General features: G+C 40.8%; 10 protein-coding genes. 3 read left to right on the top strand and 7 right to left on the bottom strand.

Annotated elements, in window-relative coordinates; genetic code table 11:
* Positions 1 to 225: 225 nt before the first annotated feature.
* The 3 genes from glyA to BLR54_RS08595 all read right to left on the bottom strand — a co-directional run bounded on the left by glyA (position 226) and on the right by BLR54_RS08595 (position 5,264).
* Positions 226 to 1,491 (bottom strand): serine hydroxymethyltransferase, encoded by a 1,266-nt coding sequence (gene glyA / locus BLR54_RS08585; protein WP_090419587.1) that lies wholly within the window; start codon positions 1,489 to 1,491, stop codon positions 226 to 228.
* Between the two features lie 96 nt (positions 1,492 to 1,587).
* Entirely contained in the window at positions 1,588 to 4,221 is a 2,634-nt protein-coding gene (locus BLR54_RS08590; RefSeq protein ID WP_090419591.1) for a bifunctional diguanylate cyclase/phosphodiesterase, read from the bottom strand.
* The gene (locus BLR54_RS08595) at positions 4,200 to 5,264 is read right to left on the bottom strand and encodes a branched-chain amino acid aminotransferase (RefSeq protein ID WP_090419594.1); all 1,065 of its coding nucleotides are present in this window, start codon (positions 5,262 to 5,264) and stop codon (positions 4,200 to 4,202) included. The genes BLR54_RS08590 and BLR54_RS08595 overlap by 22 nt, the downstream gene beginning before the upstream one ends.
* Positions 5,265 to 5,577: 313 nt before the next feature.
* Here BLR54_RS08595 and BLR54_RS08600 point away from each other — a divergent pair, with 313 nt between their 5' ends.
* A complete protein-coding gene (locus BLR54_RS08600) occupies positions 5,578 to 7,410 on the top strand; it encodes an EAL domain-containing protein (RefSeq protein WP_176761900.1) in 1,833 nt (610 codons plus the stop codon).
* Positions 7,411 to 7,430: 20 nt separating this feature from the next.
* Entirely contained in the window at positions 7,431 to 7,955 is a 525-nt protein-coding gene (locus tag BLR54_RS08605) for a hypothetical protein (protein ID WP_090419600.1), read from the top strand.
* A gap of 718 nt (positions 7,956 to 8,673) precedes the next feature.
* Here the strand turns inward: BLR54_RS08605 and hisS are convergent.
* The 4 genes from hisS to BLR54_RS08625 are packed head-to-tail and all read right to left on the bottom strand — an operon-like array spanning position 8,674 to position 14,358.
* Complete coding sequence (gene hisS, locus BLR54_RS08610; RefSeq protein ID WP_090419603.1) at positions 8,674 to 9,933, bottom strand: histidine--tRNA ligase; 1,260 nt, start codon at positions 9,931 to 9,933, stop codon at positions 8,674 to 8,676.
* Positions 9,924 to 11,363, bottom strand: a complete 1,440-nt coding sequence (gene hemZ, locus BLR54_RS08615; RefSeq protein WP_090419604.1) for a coproporphyrinogen dehydrogenase HemZ — start codon at positions 11,361 to 11,363, stop codon at positions 9,924 to 9,926. Before hemZ ends, hisS begins: the two co-directional genes overlap by 10 nt.
* 57 nt (positions 11,364 to 11,420) lie before the next feature.
* The gene (locus BLR54_RS08620; protein WP_090419608.1) at positions 11,421 to 12,047 is read right to left on the bottom strand and encodes an MBL fold metallo-hydrolase; all 627 of its coding nucleotides are present in this window, start codon (positions 12,045 to 12,047) and stop codon (positions 11,421 to 11,423) included.
* A gap of 1 nt (position 12,048) precedes the next feature.
* Entirely contained in the window at positions 12,049 to 14,358 is a 2,310-nt protein-coding gene (locus BLR54_RS08625) for a RelA/SpoT family protein (RefSeq protein WP_090419611.1), read from the bottom strand.
* Positions 14,359 to 14,528: 170 nt separating this feature from the next.
* Between BLR54_RS08625 and BLR54_RS08630 the strand changes: the two genes are divergently transcribed.
* On the top strand, positions 14,529 to 16,169 hold the full coding sequence (locus BLR54_RS08630; RefSeq protein WP_090419616.1) for an ABC-F family ATP-binding cassette domain-containing protein: 1,641 nt from the start codon (positions 14,529 to 14,531) through the stop codon (positions 16,167 to 16,169).
* Positions 16,170 to 16,175 lie beyond the last annotated feature (6 nt).

Below are 16,175 nucleotides of genomic sequence, written 5' to 3' on the forward strand. Positions count from 1 at the left end.
TTAACAGTTACCTTTACTAGTTTACGTTTTGGTTGATATTTTATACTAGTTTACTAAATGATAATATCGCGACTAGTATACAACATATTCTTGTATACTAGTCAAGTGTAAATATATTTCTTGAACTATTTTCACAAAACCGCCCTTTAAATTTTGTTATTATTTCCATTAAAAAAGCCCACCTGGATTTACCAGATGAGCTAATATTATTACCTTCTTATAATCTTAAAGCTCCGCCTTAAACTCAGCATCTCCTGGAAGTGGATACTTGTCTGTAAGCTCTTTGATAATAGCGCGAGCCTTCTCAACACCAGCTTCCTGCTCCTTAATTACAATTGAAATTGCCTCGGCAACCTTATCGAAATCCTCTTCCTTAAGACCACGAGTAGTTGCTGCTGGAGTACCAAGACGAATACCTGAAGTTACAAATGGTGACTTTGGATCGTTTGGAATTGTGTTCTTATTTGCTGTGATGTGAGCATCATCAAGAAGCTTCTCGACAACCTTTCCTGTAAGCTCAAATGGAGTAAGGTCGATAAGCATAAGGTGATTGTCTGTACCATCAGAAACAATCTTAATACCTCTATCCTGAAGCCCCTTGCAAAGAGCCTGTGCGTTCTTTACAATCTGTTTTCCATATTCCTTAAAGGATGGATCAAGAGCCTCCTTGAAGCAAACAGCCTTACCAGCAAGTACGTGCATTAAAGGACCACCCTGAATTCCTGGGAATACAGCCTTGTTGAAGTTATACTTCTCATTAGCTTCAGCTGTAGCCATAATCATACCACCTCTAGGACCGCGAAGAGTCTTGTGTGTTGTGGTAGTAACAATATCTGCATAAGGGACTGGGCTCTCATGTACACCTGCTGCTACAAGACCAGCAATATGAGCCATATCTACGAAAAGGACAGCTCCAACCTTATCACAAATCTCTCTAAAACGCTTGAAATCAATCTTACGGCAATATGCTGATGCACCTGCAATAATCATCTTTGGCTTGCACTCTAAAGCGATTCTCTCAACATCATCATAATCGATAACACCATTATCGTTTACTCCATAAGGAACGATGTTGAAATAAACACCAGAGAAGTTTGCTGGTGAACCATGTGTAAGATGTCCGCCGTGATCCAGATTCATTCCCATTACGGTGTCTCCTGGCTGAAGAACTGCAAACTGAACAGCCATGTTAGCCTGAGCTCCTGAATGTGGCTGAACATTAACATATTCACAACCAAATAATTCCTTTGCACGCTCTCTAGCAAGATCTTCTACTACATCAACCTCGCCGCAACCACCGTAATAGCGCTTTCCTGGATATCCTTCAGCATATTTGTTGGTAAGAACCGAACCCATAGCTGACATAACAGCTGGAGAAACCCAGTTTTCTGAAGCGATAAGCTCAATATGCTCTGATTGACGATTGTATTCTTTTACAATTGCCTCTGCGATTTCTGGATCTGTGTTTTTGATGTCCTTTAATGTGTACATTACTTTCCCTTTCTAATACTTATATCATTTAGTTCTTGTGCCAGAAAACCCAAAGATTGTCTGGACTTTATATGTGATCCGATTCCTCGGTAGTCACTAAAGATACTTTTGACCAAACTCTTCTTTTGTAAGAGGTTTGTCAAAGAAAAAGCCTTGAGCAAGATTGATAGGAAGCTGTTCTAGCATATCCATCTGCTCACTCTTTTCAACACCTTCCACGCATATATCCATGTTAAGAGAATCTGCTAAATCAGCAATGGTCTTAACAAAGGCCTGTGAAAAATTGTTTTTAGACATATCTGAAACAAAGGATTTGTCTATCTTGATAGTGTTGATTGGCAAACTTCGAATATGATTAAGGGCTGAATAACCAGTACCAAAATCATCAAGGGCCACTCTACAGCCAAGATTTCTAATGGCAAAGAGTGTCTTTACCGCCTTATCCATATCATCTACGGCTAAGGACTCAGTTATTTCAAAGGTAATATTCTTTGGATTAACTGCTGTACTCTTTAGAATATTATCCAAGACATTTACAAAGGATTTATCAAGTAGCTGACGCACTGAAAGGTTGATGTTTACCTTGTATTCTGGATGGCCAAAGTCATTCCAGTGTTTGCAGCTCTTTGCTGCTTCAAAGATAACATGCTCACCTATATCCTCAATAAGATTTAGCTGCTCTGCATCTTTTATGAAGTCATTTGGCTCTAACATGCCAAGCTCTGAGGAATCCCATCTGACCAAAGCTTCTGCTCCGCAGCAATTTGGTATTCCACCAACGAACTCCATAATAGGCTGATAGTAAACAATAAACTCTCTACAGCCTTTTTCAACTGCTCTGCGCAAAGCCTGCTCTGACTTAACCTTTTCAGCCATAATCAAATCAGACTTTTCATTGTAGTATTCAAAGCTGTTCTTACCCTTATTCTTGGCTCCATGAAGAGCAATTGTAAGACGTGTAAGAATAGCTGATGCATCGGTAATACCAGCTGGTGCTTTAACACCGCCCATACTTATGGTGCAGTAATACTGCTGATCCTTAATGGTCCATGGATTCTCAAAGAGATTCATAATTCTCTTAACCACTAAATCAAGGCTACCATAGTTTTCATGGTCCACAAGAACTGCAAACTCATCTCCACCTACACGATAGCATTTGCCATTTATAGCAGAGATATCATTAATACTGTGAGCAATATACTCTAACAAATCATCACCAGCCTGATAGCCTAAGCCTTCATTTACAAGGCTGAAATTGTCTATATCAAACATCAATACGGCAAATTCCTTGCCAAGCTTTTTAGCTACGTGATATTCAAGAGATATATCTTTTTCGCAGGCCTGGCGATTTAAAAGACCTGTAAGACCATCTTCCTGAGCCTGCTTTTCTGCCTTCTTTTGGTAATTTCTAATATCAGTGGTGTCATAGAAGGTGATAAGTCTAACCTCTCGTCCGTCCACCCATTTAATGTTGTCCAGAGAAATATCAAACCATTTACCTGAGCCGTTGGCTGAATATCCATTAAGCTCTGATATTTCATAGCGCTCGTCAAAAATAAGCTCCTGAACTGCAACTCGGTCAATGTCGTTTTCAAATAACACGCCGAAGGTATCATTAGTGTAAAGAATCTTCTTTTGCTGAAGATCTGCAACCACAACTCCATAGCCAGCATTCTGAAGAATTGCCTCTAAGGCAGAGTAAGAGCTAGCCAGAGAATTAGCAGTGATTTTCTTAACTAAAACATTATGAAGGATATGCTTTATATCATTGGCAAAGCGAATATCCTCTACGCTCCACTGCCTGTCAGTTCCTACTGAGAGAAAACATAAATACATGGCTGCAGAATCATTTACATTTATAGGAAGAAGCATAGCTCCCTTAATGTCAAATTTATCAAAGAATTTTGCGAAGTCTTCTGGAAGAGAAGCATCGCTAGAAATGGTATATGGCTTACCATTCATAAATGGCAATTCACCAATTTCAATATTTTTAAAGCTATCTGATAGCTTGTTGTCTGTTGTGGTCCACTCGGAAATCATATCAGCAGTTTTGCCATCAGCAGACATTTGAACAAGAGCTGTATGACTGCACTGAGTATAGTTTCCAGCCTCCTTAAGAATATCCTCAGATATCTTTGCAAAAGACTCCTCAGACTCCATATGACGAAGAATTGAAGTCATTATTTCATTCTTCTTAAGCTTGTCTTCTGTAGCAAGGCCTGCATCCTTTTCTTCAGAAAGCTTTGATTTCAATTTGAAGCTATGAAGCTTTTCCTTGAAATAAAATTTTGAAAGAGTTTCCACCAATGACACAGCCTTATCAAACTGAGAGGCTGTAGTGGTCATAATTTCAGCAGGCAACACCTTAGTCTCAGGAAGCTTAGTCTTATCAACGCCAAAGCAAACCCAGGCGCCAATGACCTCCTGCTCCTGACCACGTATTGCAACTGCCTTACACAAAAAATAATCCTCTGCTAAAGCATGCTCCACAATGTTTTCTGGAGCTCCATCAACAAAGGATTTAATCATTTCTTCTTGTAATGCACTGGAAAAATTAGCACACACAAATTCCTCCTCAGGCTTTGAGCCTGAGAAGGATGTTAGCTGACCTTTTGTTTTACCAATGCATGTAACATACATGTTATTGGAATGACAAAATGCATCCTGAATATTCTGCAAATCGTCATTATCAATTTCTAATTCATAACTTATTCTATAACCTGTGTCCATCCATATTTGTCCTCGAGTCTACCCCACTGGATACCGGTCAAGGTATCATAAAGCTTCTGAGTGAGCTCGCCGGTTTTACCTCCATTTATTACGGCAACATCATCCTTGTAACGGAGCTCTCCTACTGGAGAGATAACTGCTGCTGTTCCTGTACCGAAGACCTCTTCAAGCTTGCCTTCCTTAGCAGCCTTCATAAGGTCATCAATTGCAAGGCGTTCTTCACGGACTGTATATCCCCAATCCTTCAAAAGATGAATCATTGAATCTCTGGTAACACCTGGAAGAACTGTTCCAACTGTAGGAGCTGTCCAAATCTCACCATCAATCTTGAACATAATGTTCATTGTTCCAACTTCTTCAACGTACTTTCTCTCGTTACCATCGAGCCAAAGTACCTGAGAATATCCAAGCTTTTCAGCCTTTACCTGACCTGCGATAGAACCTGCGTAGTTTCCACCACATTTTGTAAAGCCAGTACCACCTGCAACTGCTCGAACAAGTTCATTTTCTACTAAAATCTTAACTGGGTCAAGACCTGTTGCATAATATGCTCCAACTGGACAGCAAAGAATCATAAACTTGTATGATTTTGCCATATGTACACCAAGTGCTGACTCTGTTGCGAACATAAATGGACGAATATAAAGTGAAGTATCCTTCTGAGAAGGAACCCATGCTTCCTCTGTCTTAACAAGAGCTTTGATAGCATCAACAAAATCCTCTACTGGAAATGCTGGCATGCAAAGTCTCTCATTTGATTTAATCATTCTCTTAGCATTCATTTCTGGTCTGAAAAGCTGAATCTTTCCATCTTCACGACGATATGCCTTTAAGCCCTCGAAGGTCTCCTGTGCATAATGAAGAGTCATGCAGGCTGGATCTAATTCAATTGGTCCCTCTGGAACGATTCTTGCATCGTGCCATCCAATCTCTCTATCCCAATCACAGATAAACATATAATCTGTCATGTACTTTCCAAAACCAAGGTTATTCCAATCTGGCTTATCTTTTAATTTTTCGCGTTTTTCAAATCTGATTTCCATATTAAGCCTCCGTTACCAATAGAATCACTATAATTAAACTTGAAATTCATTATCGTACTTTTCCGTCGATACGTCAACACTTTAGCGCGCTAAATTATTATCCTGTTAGTTTTCAACAAATATACTTTAATAATTGTGTTCTGAATAGTAATATTTTGTGAACTCTTTTAATTGCACAAACTATAAAAAGATATATATGCTATAATTCTGATAAGTCAATTATAGTGGGGCGATTTATATGAACATTTACACTCAAATATGTGGCTTGGTTATTATTGCCATCCTACTCTTTTTCTATAGGAAACAACCTACAATGGGTTTAAGCTCCGAAAGAAAATTCAAGCATACTCTTGCAATGATTTTACTTTGCGTACTTCTTGATATACTGTCCTGCTATTTCATCGTGAACTCCACCCGCTATCATCTGTGGGCGGTATTAGCAGTATGTAAGATGTACCTTGTATCGCTTGAATGCGTAGCAATTTCCGCCTTAGCTTACACCGTTTCTGATGCCTTTGAAATACTTGGATCAAAACAGGAAAAAATACTAGGGATTTGTTACCAGGTTTTCTTTGTTATCGGAGTAATAGTAACCCTTATTTTACCTGTGCAAGTCTTTTATGATGGAAATGCACTTTATTCTTACGGACCTGCAGCAGAAGTCACCTATCTATTTGTAGGCGTCTACATTATTTCGCTGATAGCTTCTACAGCCTTACTAAAGGATTACTTGAAGCCAAAGAAAATTAGTGCACTCTTCCTTTGGATGGGATTGTGGTTAGCTTCAGCTCTAATTCAATATTGTAAGCCTCAATTTTTGGTAGTTAGCTTTGCCACCTGCATCGGGGCACTGATAATGTATTTTGAACTGGAAAACCCTCAAGGTTTTATCTCCAGAAAAACCGGTCATTTCAGTTCTGCTGTAATAAGAGAATACCTAGATCATCTTTATCAGACCAAACAGCGTTTTTCTCTTATGATGATTTCCTTCAAAACTAGCGCTGATTCTGCAGAAGAAAACAAGCTGCTACGCAAAACTATTGAGATGCTATCCGAGTTTTTATTTACAGTAGATAATGCCAAAATATTTGACACCGCTGAAGGATACTTCCTTTTAGTATTTCCAAGCACAGATTTTATTGAAAGTACCAAATTTAAAATTTCAACATATATTAGCTCTGTTGAAAGTAACGCCGAACTATCAGATGCAATAACACTACTTAATCCTTATTACACAATCGTACCTGACGGAAACATTGCATCATCACCTGAAGAAATGATGCTGCTACTAGCCAACTTTATTCCTGGTGACAATAATCTTCTTCAGGGAAATGAAACCGTGGTTGATGATGAAATCATGGAAACAATTCGCCAGCAAAGACAGATTGAAAAGCTGGTGGTTGATGCCATGGAAAACGACCGCATCGAGGTTCACTATCAACCTATATATGACATAAAATCAAAATCCTTTACCACAGCTGAAGCCCTGGTAAGAATCCAGCTAGATAACGGTAAATATCTTCAGCCAAATGAATTTATTCCTATAGTTGAACTTACTGGAAGAATTATTCCTCTTTCAGATGCAATCTACAGAAAGGCTCTATCCTTTATTAACTCCTACCATGTTGAACGAATTGGCGTAGAACACATAGAGCTGAACCTTTCTGTTAAGCAAGGTGAAAGTCCTATCTTTACCTCCAAGTTCTTACAACTATTAGAAGATTACCAAATAGATCCAGATATACTAAATTTGGAAATTACTGAGACAAGCTCTCTTAGAAGCAAGGAAAGCCTATACAACAACATGAAAAAACTGGAAGAGCACGGCTTAACCTTCTCTTTAGACGACTTTGGTTCTGGCAGCTCTAACTTGAACTACATCGTAGATATGCCAGTTAAAATAGTAAAATTAGCAAAAATGCTATCGGAAGAATACTATGACAACACTAAGGCTCAGGTAATCGTTAAGGCCGTTATCGAAATGGCTCACTCAATGGATATTGAAGTCATTGCTCAAGGTATAGAAACCGCAGAAGAATTTGAAACTATGAAGGAACTTGGCGTTGATTACATCCAAGGTTTCTATTTCTCAAAACCTTTACCAGAGCGAGAATTTTTGAAGTTTATGCAGGTCAATAACTTATAACACAGAAAGGAAGGACGTTTATGCACACTTTTCAACCTTATCCAATTAACATGCTTGAATGGAATCCTATTAAAAAGCTTTCAGATGAAGGCGTGGCCATTGTAGCGGAATCCGGCGACAGAGTTAATGCTACCTCCTCACACAACGGAGGTGTAGGACACATCTGGGGTAAGAACGTACTCTACGCCTTCCTTCGTAATACCCGATACACCAAGGAGATTTTGGACGAAGGCGAATTCTTCTCAGCCTGCTTCTTCGATATGACTGACGTAAACAATGCACGCCTAATGAAAATCCTAGATCAGCTTTCTGGTCGTAACGAAGACAAACTAAAGGCTTGCCGCGTAGAAATCGCCCATGCCATGAACGTTCCTTACATCGACAGCGCCAACTTCATTATTCTGTGCCGTAAGATTGCCGCCGTCCCTATGACCGAGAACACCATCCTCGATCAGAAAATCCTGAACCTCCAATACACCGAGCGCCACATGGACGACTTCCACACCATGTACATCGGAGAAATCCTCGACATTCGCGCCAGATAACACATAGTATTGCCAATCCGCGGCCCTCATTTTTTTGGGGGCCGCTATTTTATTGCTCTCATGCAGACACCTAGGAAGTAGCCCGCCCTGCCGCCAGTCCAAACCGGTTCTCCTGCACAATCACAAAATGTTGTTTTTCTAAAGCTGCGTGTCGCATTTTTTTATTAGTGGGTGTTCTTTCAATTATTTGCACTTCTATCGCCACAGTATGTATTGCGCAGACACACTCTATTTTTAGTAATACTCCCCATCAGGGCATATAACTATCAGTTGCTGGAATTTGGAGTGCGCTTAGTAAAATAAAAAGCAGGTTTTGCATGTATAGGCAGCAGCCGCTAGGATGGCGGCTGCAGTGGTCACTTGAGACACGATGTTGAATGTGCCACGGTGACTATACATTCAAAACCTGCTTTTTTAATTTTACTTAGCAAACGGAGTATGGAAGCAACTGATAGTTATATACCCTGATGGGGAGTATTATTTAACCTACCAGTGTCTGCGCAATACATACAGTAGCTTCGAAGTGCAAAATCAGTGAAAGGACACCCACATAATGCTCCACTTGCAGCTTAAGAAAATCTAACATTTTGCTCAAATGATGCAGGAGAACCGGTTTGGACTGGCAGCAGGGCGGGCTACTTTCTAGCAATACAAAAAAGAGCAATAAAATAGCGGCCCCTAGACTGAACTAAGGGCCGCGGATGGGCAATATAAAGGGTTAGCGGTTGAAGAATTCGACGAATTCTTCGTAGCCGTCGTTGGTGAGTTGTTCCTTCTGGAACTTCTTGTTTTTGTTCATGCGTACTACGAGGACTGTCTGGCCTGCGGCACGTGCAGCCTTAGCCTGAGACATAACTTCGGCAAGCTTCTCTGCTGGGTAGCCTTTCTCAACGAGGTAGGCAACTTTCTTGCTGGCGCCAGGTACCTTGAAGCCCTGCTCCATAAGAAGAAGGATGATACGCTCGAATCCGATTGAGAAGCCGCAGGCAGGTGTGTTCTGGCCTGTAAAGTTTCCAATCATCTTGTCGTAACGTCCACCGCCACCGCAGCTTCCGCCAAACTCAGGAATGGCAATCTCGAAGATTGTGCCAGTGTAGTAGCTCATTCCACGTACAAGTGTTGGATCAAATACCAGCTCAAACTGTGCTTCCTTTGTTGCGTTGACAGCTGCTGCAATCTCACGCATCCAATCTGCAACCTCAGTGTCAAGGAACTCTCCAAGCTTATCAAGAAGAATGTCCATACCTGCTGCAACATCTTTTGTATCTTTAAGGGCTTCGAAAAGTCCTACGTATTTGTCGATAGACTCCTGTGGGTAGCCAGCCTCTAGAAGCTCGGCTGATACTCCATCAAGTCCGATTTTGTCCATCTTATCAAGTGTGATAAAGATTGAGTCGTAGTCTGCCTCTGCAAAGCCTGCATATGCAGCCATAGCCTTAAGGATACGACGTTCGTTTATACGAATTTCAAAGTTTTTAAAGCCGATACGACCAAGTGTTGTGGTGGTAGCAAGGATAAGCTCGATTTCTGCTAAGTTGCTTGGCTCACCGAGGATATCGATGTCACACTGTGTAAACTGACGATAACGACCACGCTGAGGTCTGTCTGCTCTCCATACTGAACCAATCTGAAGAGCCTTAAATGGTGATGAAAGCTCATTAGCGTGATTTGAATAGAAGCGACAAAGTGGAACTGTAAGGTCGTATCTCATACCAAAATCTACAACCTGCTCCTCTGTGGTAGCCTCTGGGATGTTGAGCTTTTCGCCTCTCTTCATTACCTTGAAGATAAGCTTTTCGTTTTCTCCACCCTGCTTATTTGAAAGATTTCCAATAGACTCCATAGCTGGTGTCTCAATTGGAGTAAATCCAAAGGAACGATAAGTGTCCTTTATAATAGATGTAACATAATCGCGAACTTCCATCTCGTATGGAAGAATGTCCTTCATTCCGTTAACTGGTTTCTTGTTTAAAGCCATTTCAAATCCTCTCTAAGTCTTTCACGTTTTCTTTCTATCATTTCATCAATTCGGTCCATGTAAAGCTGGACATCCTTGACATTTTCACATCTGGTAACGGTCTTGCCATGGTCTGTAACAAACTTGCAGGCCGTGCCGCAACCAAGTGCCATTATAGTTTGTTTCTCCTCCATTATCAAGATATTATATAATCCCTCATTGCCTGGAGTAGAATATCCGATGTTTTCCAAGTTGGCTGCCATATTCTTTTGGCGATATAGATAATAAGGCGCCATGTCCATTCGCTTTGCAGCCTCTAGGCAAATATCCATATGCTTTTGGGAATTATCAATAAGGTAATCCTCATAGGCTTCCTTATCATAATTAAGACGAGCTGAATGCTTCAGTGCCAAGGAATGTACTGTAAGGTTGTCTGGAGCAAGCTTTTCAACCTCAGACAAGGTATATTCCACATCCTCTAAGGTTTCTCCTGGCAAGCCTAGAATAAGATCCATATTGATATTTTTAAAGCCTAAATCTCTGGCCCATCCAAAGACGCGATGAATATCCTCCACCTTGTGGAAGCGACCAATTAAATCTAGTGTCTTTTGATTCATGGTCTGTGGATTTATGGAAATACGTGTGACAGGATGATTCTTCATTACCTGAAGCTTTTCAAGGGTGATTGAATCTGGTCTGCCAGCCTCTATGGTGTATTCCAAGAGGGAGTTTGTATCAAAGTATTTATCTATAAGGGTAAGCAAACGCTCTAGGTGCTCAGCATCTAAGGATGTAGGAGTTCCTCCACCGATGTATATAGTGGTGAGACTCTTTTCCTTGCAGGCCTCTGCTGTGAAAGCCATTTCCTTTTCCAAAGCATCAATATAATCATCAAGCTTCTTTGTCCAAAGACCTATTGGATAAGAAGTAAAGGAACAATATAGACAGGTGCTTGGGCAAAATGGAATGCCTATATATACCGAATATCCATTATCATAATCAATCTTTGATAAGAGCTCATGCTCCTTGTGGGAAACCTGAAGACTCAAGTCAATCTTAGGCTGGGAGGTAAGATAAGTCTGGCGCATGTAGGCTGTTACGTCTGCATCACTGGCCCCCTCTTCTATCATTCCCAGGCTAATTTTGGTAGGACGAATACCTGTAAGGGTGCCCCAAGGTAAATCCTTTCCTGTGCGCTGGTGCAGGCTTTCATATATAGCCAGCTTCAATCGGTTCTTGGTATCGGGGCGATTGGAATAATCAATTTCTATTTCACGTCCATCCAAGGTAAGAATGTTGTCCGAATACTGCACATCCATAGTAAAAAGGATATCCTCATAAGAAGGCGCTTCATCTGTGCCGATTTTAACATCCTCCTTTGGATAAAAGGCTTTTACCAAAGAATAAATATCATATTCAAAATTGTCTTCGTTTAATTTTACGTAAATCATATATATTTCCTTATTACAAAAAGATAATCCGTAGCATTCAAGTACGGATTATAGTGGTTACGACAAATATAAATTGTACATACGCTCATGGCCGATGGTGGTGGCACATTCATGACCAGGATAACAAATAGTGTCATCAGAAAGAGTCATAAGCTTTCCTTTGATGGAATCAACCAGCTGTCTAGCTGAACCACCTGGAAAATCTGTGCGACCAACAGACTCGCAAAACAAGGTGTCTCCTGTGAAAACCTTTTCCTCCTCAGGGAAATAATAACAGCAACCACCTGGTGTATGACCTGGTGTTAATAAGCATTTAATTTTAAAACCTGCAAGTTCAAACTCCTGCTCATCCTTAAGGAAAATATCTGCCTTGTAAGTGGTAGGTCTGAAAATAAAATCACGAGAAAGGTTTACATAAGGATCATTTAAAGTATCCTTCTCCCTCTCATGAACGTAAATCTTTATATCATATTCCTTTGCAATAACCTCTGCAGCTCCAGCATGATCAAAATGACCATGTGTCAAAAGGATAGCTACTGGCTTAGTGCCTGTTTTTTCAACTCCAGCCATTATTCTCTCTGGTGCTGAACCTGGATCTATGATAATAGATTCCCCGGTTTTATCATTTATTGCCAGGTAGCAGTTCATAGCACACACTGGCAATAGAATTTGCATTACTTTCATTTTAGCCTCTAGGTCTTTCTACATCGATAATAGATTCTACCTGCTTAATCTTTTCAACAAGAGATCTGAGCTGTTCCTTGCTTTGTGTACCAAACTTGATGGTGATTGTAGCAACGCCCTGCTTGCTTGTCTTTGAATGGATTGAATCTATATCGATTTCTCTCTCGGTGAAAATACGAGTGATGTCAACCAGCAAACCTGTACGGTTGTTGCCGTAGATGTTGATTTCTGTAAGGTAAACGCCACCGCGCTTGCCATCTTCATCCCCATCTGTTGCCCACTCAGCTTCGATTAATCTTTCCTTTTCGAAATCAGGAAGATTGATCATGTTGATGCAATCTGTACGGTGAATAGAAACGCCTCGACCTCTGGTAACAAATCCAACGATTTCGTCTCCTGGCACTGGATTACAGCACTTTGAGAAACGAACAGAAACGTCGTAAAGTCCGCTAACAGTGATACCATTTTTAGACTTTGGCTTTATCTTATCTGAGCCACCTGCATGCTCTGCAAGAACATCCTCATCAGTAACCTTGACTGGATGATCCTTCTGCCATGCGGTAAACATTCTATTGATAACGGCACCTTCCTTGATGGCACCCTGACCAATTGCAGCCAAAGTATCTTCCCAACTGTGGAAGCCGTATTTGTTCTTAATAAGCTCTTGGTATTTAGGCTTGTTGATGTCGCCTAGCTCAACACCCTTTTGCTTTGCAGAGTTAATGAGAAGTTCCTTGCCCTTGGCAATGTTTTCATCCTTAGACTGGGTGCGGAACCACTGATTAATCTTGTTCTTAGCCTGTGAGCTCTTTACAATATTGAGCCAATCACGGCTAGGACCATTTGTGTTCTGAGAGGTGACAATTTCGATACGGTCACCATTTTGAATCACATAATCAATAGGAACCAGCTTGCCATTAACCTTTGCTCCAATCATTCTGTTACCAACTGCAGAATGGATTGAGTACGCAAAATCGATTGGTGTAGAACCATTTGGAAGGTTCTTAACATCACCAGATGGTGTAAAGCAAAATACTGTGTCAGAGAATAGGTTTAAATCTGACTTTAATAATGATGAAAATTCTTTATTGTCGGAGATTTCCTGCTGCCACTCAAGGATTTCACGAAGCCAAGAAAGTTTTTCCTCTTCGCCAACAACTGTGGAACCTTCGCCACTTTCCTTGTATTTCCAATGGGCAGCGATACCGTATTCACTGGTACGATGCATTTCGTATGTACGAATCTGAATCTCGAATGGGGCACCATTAGGTCCGATGACTGTGGTATGCAAAGACTGATACATGTTAGGCTTTGGCATAGCTATATAGTCCTTGAAGCGACCTGGAATTGGAGTGTACATCTCGTGAATCACACCAAGGGCTGCGTAACAATCCTTAATAGAATCAACGATAATACGAACTGCAAATAAATCATATATTTGATCGATGGTCTTGTGTTGATTGACCATCTTTTTGTAAATGCTAAAGAAATGCTTTGCACGGCCATAAACCTCTGCTTTGATTTCTGCAGCATCAATATGCTTTCTAACATCATCAACTAATGAGCTGATGTATTCTGTACGCTGGCTCTTTCTGAGGGCAATCTTTTCAACCAAATCATAGTATGCATCTGGCTCAAGATATTTCAAAGAAAGGTCATCCAGTTCGATTTTTACCTTGCTGATACCAAGACGCTGAGCCAAAGGCGCATAAATTTCCATGGTTTCACGAGCCTTTTCCTTTTGCTTCTCAGGAGCCATATATTTAAGGGTACGCATATTGTGAAGTCTATCGGCAAGCTTAATAAGGATAACTCTAATATCCTTTGCCATGGCAAGGAACATCTTTCGAAGGTTCTCTGCCTGAATCTCCACCTTATCTGCGTCATAATTCAGCTGACCTAATTTTGTGACACCATCAACAAGCTCTGCAACTTCTTCTGAGAACTCCTCTGCTATTTCTTCCTTGGTGCAGATGGTGTCTTCAACTACATCGTGAAGGAGACCTGCCACGATAGTTTCCTTATCAAGCTCTAAGTCTGCAAGAATGATGGCAACACAAAGAGGATGAATGATATATGGCTCACCAGACTTACGACACTGGCCCTCATGGGCATTTCTGGCAATCATATACCCCTTTTCAATCATGGAAATATCTGTGTTTGGGTGGTATTTGCGAACACGCTCAATAAGCTCACGATAGAGCTCGTCAGGATCTACGAAATCTTCTGTAGCGATGACACCACGGGTCATGAAGGCAGAGTTAGAATTCTGTTCTAGCTTTTCGATTTCTGCTTCGTTATAAACAGCCATGATATCACCACCTTTCCCCATAATTTAAAGATAAATAATTATATAATTTAACGGGCAAAAAAGCAATAATCTTTAAAGCGAAATTTCTTATTATTATAGACTTTTTTTAGTTTTTTTGATAAAATATCACAGGTTTTTTAATAAGATAGTTTTCGAAAGGATTATTTTAAATGATTCAAGCAAATAATGTCACTCTTCGTTTTGGCAAGAAAGCCCTTTTTGAAGAGGTTAATATCAAATTTACAGAAGGAAACTGCTACGGTATCATCGGTGCCAACGGTGCAGGTAAGTCTACATTCCTTAAGATTTTATCTGGCCAGCTTGAGCCTACCAGTGGTGAAATCACAATGAGCCCAGGCAACCGTCTTTCATTCTTAGAGCAGGATCACTTCAAGTACGATGAATTCACAGCTCTTGATACAGTTATCATGGGTAATCAGCGTCTTTACGACATCATGAAAGAAAAAGACGCTATCTATATGAAGGAAGATTTCTCTGACGAGGACGGTATCCGTGCAGCTGAGCTTGAGACAGAGTTCGCAGAGATGGATGGTTGGAACGCAGAGGCTGATGCTGCTACACTCCTTAACGGACTTGGTGTAGACACAGAATACCACTACACACAGATGGCAGACCTTCCTGGTGCATTAAAGGTCAAGATTCTTCTTGCTCGTGCACTGTTCGGTTCACCAGATGTACTTCTTCTTGATGAGCCTACTAACCACCTTGATTTAGATGCTATTGCATGGCTTGAAGAATTCCTTATTAACTTTGAGAACACAGTCATCGTTGTATCCCATGACCGTTACTTCCTTAATAAGGTATGTACACACACTGCAGATATTGATTACGGCAAGATTCAGCTTTACGCTGGTAACTACGACTTCTGGTATCAGTCTTCACAGCTTATTATCCAGCAGCGTAAGGAAGCCAACAAAAAGAAAGAAGAGCAGATTAAGGAATTACAGGAGTTCATCCAGAGATTCTCTGCTAACGCTTCAAAGTCTAAGCAGGCTACATCACGTAAGCGTGCCCTTGAAAAGATTCAGCTTGATGACATCCGTCCTTCAAGCCGTAAATATCCATACATCGATTTCAGACCAGCTCGTGAAATCGGAAACGAGGTTCTTTCAGTTGAAAACCTTACAAAGACAATTGATGGTGAGTTAATCCTTGACCACCTTTCATTTAACGTTGGTCGTGAGGACAAGATTGCATTCGTTGGTTCAAACGAAAAGGCTAAGACAGTTCTCTTCCAGATTCTCGCAGGGGAGATGGAGCCAGACGAAGGAAGCTACAAGTGGGGTGTTACAACCTCTCAGTCATACTTCCCTAAGGACAACACAGAGATCTTCAGCACAGAGCTTCTCATTGTAGATTGGCTTACACAGTTCTCTGAGATTAAGGATGCTACTTATGTACGTGGTTTCCTTGGACGTATGCTTTTCGCTGGTGATGACGGCGCAAAGAAGATGAAGGTATTATCCGGTGGTGAAAAGGTTCGTGTTCTTCTTTCACGTATGATGATTGAAAACTCAAACGTTCTTATGCTTGATGAGCCTACTGACCACCTTGACATGGAGTCAATCACAGCACTTAACACAGGTCTCCAGAAGTTCTCAGGTGTAATCCTCTTCTCTTCTCGTGACCACGAAATTGTACAGACTACAGCAAACCGTATCATTGAAATCCTTCCAAACGGAAGCATGATTGACAAGATGACCACCTACGATGAGTATCTTGATTCTGATGAGATGGCTCGTAAGCGTACAGTACTTGAGCTTTCTGATGATGAGCTTGCAGATGACTAATATTTG

The sequence above is a fragment of the Pseudobutyrivibrio sp. YE44 genome (assembly GCF_900104335.1).
GTDB lineage: Bacteria > Bacillota > Clostridia > Lachnospirales > Lachnospiraceae > Pseudobutyrivibrio.

What these genes read in the sequence shown, in the direction of transcription:
- glyA (WP_090419587.1), bottom strand. Translation starts at nt 1,491, where the DNA reads ATGTACACATTAAAGGACATCAAAAACACAGATCCAGAAATCGCAGAG.
- BLR54_RS08590 (WP_090419591.1), bottom strand. Translation starts at nt 4,221, where the DNA reads ATGGACACAGGTTATAGAATAAGTTATGAATTAGAAATTGATAATGAC.
- BLR54_RS08595 (WP_090419594.1), bottom strand. Translation starts at nt 5,264, where the DNA reads ATGGAAATCAGATTTGAAAAACGCGAAAAATTAAAAGATAAGCCAGAT.
- BLR54_RS08600 (WP_176761900.1), top strand. Translation starts at nt 5,578, where the DNA reads ATGGGTTTAAGCTCCGAAAGAAAATTCAAGCATACTCTTGCAATGATT.
- BLR54_RS08605 (WP_090419600.1), top strand. Translation starts at nt 7,431, where the DNA reads ATGCACACTTTTCAACCTTATCCAATTAACATGCTTGAATGGAATCCT.
- hisS (WP_090419603.1), bottom strand. Translation starts at nt 9,933, where the DNA reads ATGGCTTTAAACAAGAAACCAGTTAACGGAATGAAGGACATTCTTCCA.
- hemZ (WP_090419604.1), bottom strand. Translation starts at nt 11,363, where the DNA reads ATGATTTACGTAAAATTAAACGAAGACAATTTTGAATATGATATTTAT.
- BLR54_RS08620 (WP_090419608.1), bottom strand. Translation starts at nt 12,047, where the DNA reads ATGAAAGTAATGCAAATTCTATTGCCAGTGTGTGCTATGAACTGCTAC.
- BLR54_RS08625 (WP_090419611.1), bottom strand. Translation starts at nt 14,358, where the DNA reads ATGGCTGTTTATAACGAAGCAGAAATCGAAAAGCTAGAACAGAATTCT.
- BLR54_RS08630 (WP_090419616.1), top strand. Translation starts at nt 14,529, where the DNA reads ATGATTCAAGCAAATAATGTCACTCTTCGTTTTGGCAAGAAAGCCCTT.